The sequence below is a fragment of the Kineococcus gypseus genome, assembly GCF_050871305.1.
GTDB lineage: Bacteria > Actinomycetota > Actinomycetes > Actinomycetales > Kineococcaceae > Kineococcus > Kineococcus gypseus.
Window position 1 is genome coordinate 1 of the sequence record NZ_JBJLRD010000104.1, and the last position, 3,911, is coordinate 3,911.

At 76.5% G+C, this 3,911-nt stretch carries 5 protein-coding genes; 3 read left to right on the forward strand and 2 right to left on the reverse strand.

The genetic code is table 11. The features are described 5' to 3' along the window. The 3 genes from ACRYMN_RS20715 to ACRYMN_RS20725 all read left to right on the forward strand — a co-directional run. On the forward strand, positions 1-351 hold a 351-nt coding region (locus ACRYMN_RS20715; protein WP_432499306.1), incomplete at its 5' end, for a TOBE domain-containing protein. Positions 352-387: 36 nt separating this feature from the next. Further along, positions 388-1,272 carry an ABC transporter ATP-binding protein gene (locus ACRYMN_RS20720; RefSeq protein WP_432499308.1) on the forward strand — a complete coding sequence of 295 codons (885 nt, stop codon included), beginning with the start codon at positions 388-390 and terminating at the stop codon, positions 1,270-1,272. After that, positions 1,269-2,465 carry an ABC transporter permease gene (locus ACRYMN_RS20725; protein ID WP_432499310.1) on the forward strand — a complete coding sequence of 399 codons (1,197 nt, stop codon included), beginning with the start codon at positions 1,269-1,271 and terminating at the stop codon, positions 2,463-2,465. Before ACRYMN_RS20720 ends, ACRYMN_RS20725 begins: the two co-directional genes overlap by 4 nt. Positions 2,466-2,510: 45 nt before the next feature. Here ACRYMN_RS20725 and ACRYMN_RS20730 read toward each other — a convergent pair whose 3' ends face one another. Further along, positions 2,511-3,383, reverse strand: a complete 873-nt coding sequence (locus ACRYMN_RS20730) for a phytanoyl-CoA dioxygenase family protein (protein ID WP_432499312.1) — start codon at positions 3,381-3,383, stop codon at positions 2,511-2,513. 37 nt (positions 3,384-3,420) lie between these two features. Beyond that, a partial coding sequence (locus ACRYMN_RS20735; protein ID WP_432499314.1) for an alpha-L-arabinofuranosidase C-terminal domain-containing protein occupies positions 3,421-3,911 on the reverse strand: 491 nt, incomplete at its 5' end.

Consider the following 3,911-nt stretch of genomic DNA (forward strand, 5'->3'; position numbering starts at 1 on the left):
CCCCCCCCCCCCCCCCCCCCCCCCCCCCCCCCCCCCCCCCCCCCCCCCCCCCCCCCCCCCCCCCCCCCCCCCCCCCCCCCCCCCCCCCCCCCCCCGCCGAACCGCTGGCGCGCCACCGTCACCGCCGTGGAACCGCGCGGGCGCACCGTGCGCGTGAGCGCGCGGTGCGGGCCGCTGGAGCTGGCCGCGGACGTGGGGGTGCGCGCGGCCGCCGGGGCGCGGCTGGCGCCGGGCGACGAGGTGGACCTGCTCGCGCGGGCCGCGCTGCGCGTGCGCGCCGCCGCCCGGGCGCCCGGCGGCACCCGCCCGGGGGGCAGTCGACCGGTGCCGGGGGTTCCGCCGATCGGGTGACGCCCGCGCGCACGGCCCGTCCCTAGGGTCGGCGCCGTGCTCGTCCTGGACTCCCTGACCCGGCGCTTCGGCGGCCGCACCGCGCTGGACTCCGTGAGCCTGGCCGTGCCCGACGGGCGCATGGTGGGTTTCGTGGGCGCCAACGGCGCCGGCAAGACCACCACCATGCGCATCGCCCTGGGCGTGCTGGCACCGGACTCCGGCACCGTGACGTTCCGCGGGCGCGAGCCCGACCTCGCCCAGCGCCGCCGCTTCGGCTACATGCCCGAGGAGCGCGGGCTGTACCCCAAGGGCCGGCTGCTGGAGCAGCTGGTGTTCCTGGCGCGCCTGCACGGCGTGGACCGCGGCGCGGCCACGACCCGCGCGCGGGACCTGCTCGAGCGCCTGGGCCTGGGCGCTCGCGCCCAGGAGAAGCTGGAGTCGCTCTCGCTGGGCAACCAGCAGCGCGTGCAGGTCGCCGCCGCGCTCGTGCACGACCCCGAGCTGCTCGTGCTCGACGAGCCGTTCTCCGGGCTGGACCCGCTGGCGGTGGACGCCATGGCCGAGCTGCTGCGCGAGCGGGTGCGCGCCGGGGTGGGCGTGCTGTTCTCCAGCCACCAGCTCGACCTCGTCGACCGGCTGTGCGACGAGCTGGTCATCCTCGCCGGCGGCCGCGTCGTGGCCGCCGGCGAGCCGGAGGAGCTGCGCCGGGCGCGCGCGGGCTCGCGGTACGCGCTGGTGGCCGACGGCTCGCTGGAGTGGGTGCGCGAGGTGCCCGGCGTGCGCCTCGTGGAGTCCGCGCCGGGGCGCGCGGTGGTGGAGGTGCTCACCGCCGACGCCGACCAGCACCTGCTGGCCGAGGCGCTGCGCCGCGGGCCGGTGCGCTCCTTCGCGCCGGTCGTGCCGTCCCTGTCGGAGCTGTTCTCGGAGGTGTCGCGGTGAGCGTGCAGGGCCAGTGGCGGCTGGTGGCCGAGCGCGAGGTGCGCGAGCGGGTGCGCGACAAGGGTTTCGTGTTCTCCACGGTGCTGCTGCTCGTCATCGTCCTGGTGGCCGCGTTCCTGCCGGGGCTGCTCTCGGGCGGCACCGAGCGCTACGAGGTGGCCGCCACCGGCGCCACCGCGCCGCTGCTGGCCGAGCGCCCCGGCGAGCCGGCCGACGTGGAGGTGGTGGTGCGCACCCTCGCCGACGCCCCGGCCGCCGAGGCCGCGGTGCGCGCCGGCGACGTCGAGGCCGCGGTGCTGCCGGCGGCCGGCGCGGGGGCGGCGCCGGGCGCGGTCGAGGTCGTCGGCGAGCGCGGCGTGCCCGGCGCGCTGGCCGAGGTGCTCACCGCGCGCGTGCAGGTGGCGCAGTCGCTGCAGCTGCTGCAGGCGGCCGGGGTGGGGGCGGAGGAGGCCGCGCGGGCGCTGGCCCCCGTCCCGCCGGAGCAGCGGCTGCTGGACCCGGACGCGGTGGACCCGCTGACCACCCAGCTGCTGGGGCTGGCGTTCTCGGTCCTGTTCCTGCAGATCGTCATCATCTTCGGCTACTCCATCGCGCAGAGCGTGGTGCAGGAGAAGCAGACGCGCGTGGTGGAGCTGCTCGTCACCACGGTGCCGGTGCGCCAGCTGCTCGTCGGGAAGATCGTCGGCAACGGGTTGCTGGCGCTGGCGCAGATCGTGCTGCTCGTCGCCGTCGGGCTGGGCGGTCTGGCCGTGGCCGACCCGGACCTGCTGGCGAGCCTGCCCAGCGTGCCGGCCGCGGCGGTGTGGTTCGTGGTGTTCTTCGTGGTGGGGTTCGCGATGCTCTCGTGCCTGTGGGCGGCGGCCGGCGCGATGGCCAGCCGGCTGGAGGACCTGCAGTCCACCGCCACGCCGGTGCAGATGCTGGTGATGCTGCCGTTCTTCGCGACGTTCGCCGCGAACGAGCCCGGCACCCTGCAGACGGTGCTGTCCTACGTGCCGCTGTCCTCGCCGATGGTCATGCCCAAGCGGGTGCTGCAGGGCGACGTGGGGTGGGCCGAGCCGCTGCTGGCGCTGCTGCTCATCGCCGCCACGGCCGCGCTGTTCGTCGCGGTGGCCCGGCGGCTGTACGAGAACTCCCTGCTGCAGACCGGGCGCAGCCTCTCGCTGCGCTCGGCCTGGCGGCGCGCGGCCTGAGGCCGGCGCGGGCGCGCCGGGCGGAGCGCCCGGCGCGCCGGCGGCTCAGCCGCGGTCCACCTCGAACGTCTCGCGCTCGCCGGTGGGGCGGAACTCGTAGCGCTCCACGCCCAGCCCGCGCAGCACGGCGCGCTCGACGGGGGAGTGCTCGGCGGGGTCCTCGCGGTCGAAGCGCATGGGCTCGCGCAGCGCGATGGGCGGGTTGGTGATCAGGCGCTGGGCGCGCAGGACGTTCTGCGAGGTGGCGTGCAGCACGTACGGGTGCATGAGCACCACGTCGCCCGCGGAGCCGGTGACCTCGATGAACTGCGAGCACTGCTGGATCAGCTCGCCGTGGGGCAGGTCGCGCGGCAGCACGCCCTCGGGGTGCTCGGCGAGGAAGCGGGCCACCACCGGCACGGAGTCGGTGGCCACGAACGTGCCGCCGCCGCGGCTGTGCACGTCGGTCCACAGCACGATGGTCAGCAGACCCTGCTCGGGGGAGTCCAGGAAGTGGCGGAAGAAGTCGCCGTCCTTGTGCCAGCCGCCCACCCGGGGGGACGGCGGCTCGAACGGGCGGTCGGCGCCCACGCCGAGGTTGGCGATGAACCCGTCGCCCCACTGCCAGGGCAGGTCGATGCGCTCGTCGCCGCCGAGCAGCTGGGACGCGGCGGCCAGCGCGCGGGGGGCGAACTGCGCGACGTCGACCTGCTCCTGCGTGGGCAGGTGCACGCGCGGGCGCGTCCACGTCGAGGGGTCGTCGCGGTCGACGCCCAGGCGCTGCCAGCCGCGCTCGATCCAGTCCTGCGCCGAGGCGGGGTCGAAGCAGCCCTCCAGCACGACGTGGCCCTGCTGCAGGAACTGCTCGACCTCCTCGTCGCTGAGCGCGGGCGCGCCGCCGGTCGTGGTGCCCGTCGCCGGGCCGGTGCTGGTGGTCACGTCGTCGTCCTCCAGGGTCGCGTTCGGGTGGGGGTGCTCACGGCAGGACCGGCAGGTCGACGGTCGCGAAGCTGTGGGCGGGCAGGGTCACGTGCAGGGTCGTGCCCTCCAGGCGCACGCCGTCCAGCGCGCGGGGGGCGACGGGGGTGTCGGTGGCGGTGTTGTGCGCGCCGATCGCGTCGGCGGTGAGGACCCGGGCGGTGGGGGTGCCCAGGCGCGCGCCGCGCAGGTCCAGCTCGACCGCGAGGGGTTCTTCGGCGTCGAGGTTCGTCAGCGAGATCAGCACCCGCCCGTCCCTGGTCGAGGCCGACGCGGAGAACGTCACCAGCTCCTTGCCTTGCACCTCGCGCACCGGGGCGGCCCCGCGCAGCGCCAGCGCCAGCACCTCCGCGTCGTGGTGGCCCTTGTTCATCTCGAACACGTGGTAGCTCGGGGTCAGCACCAGCGCCTGCCCATCGGTCAGCAGCATCGCCTGCAGCACGTTGACCGTCTGCGCGATGTTCGCCATCACCAGCCGGTCCGCGTGCG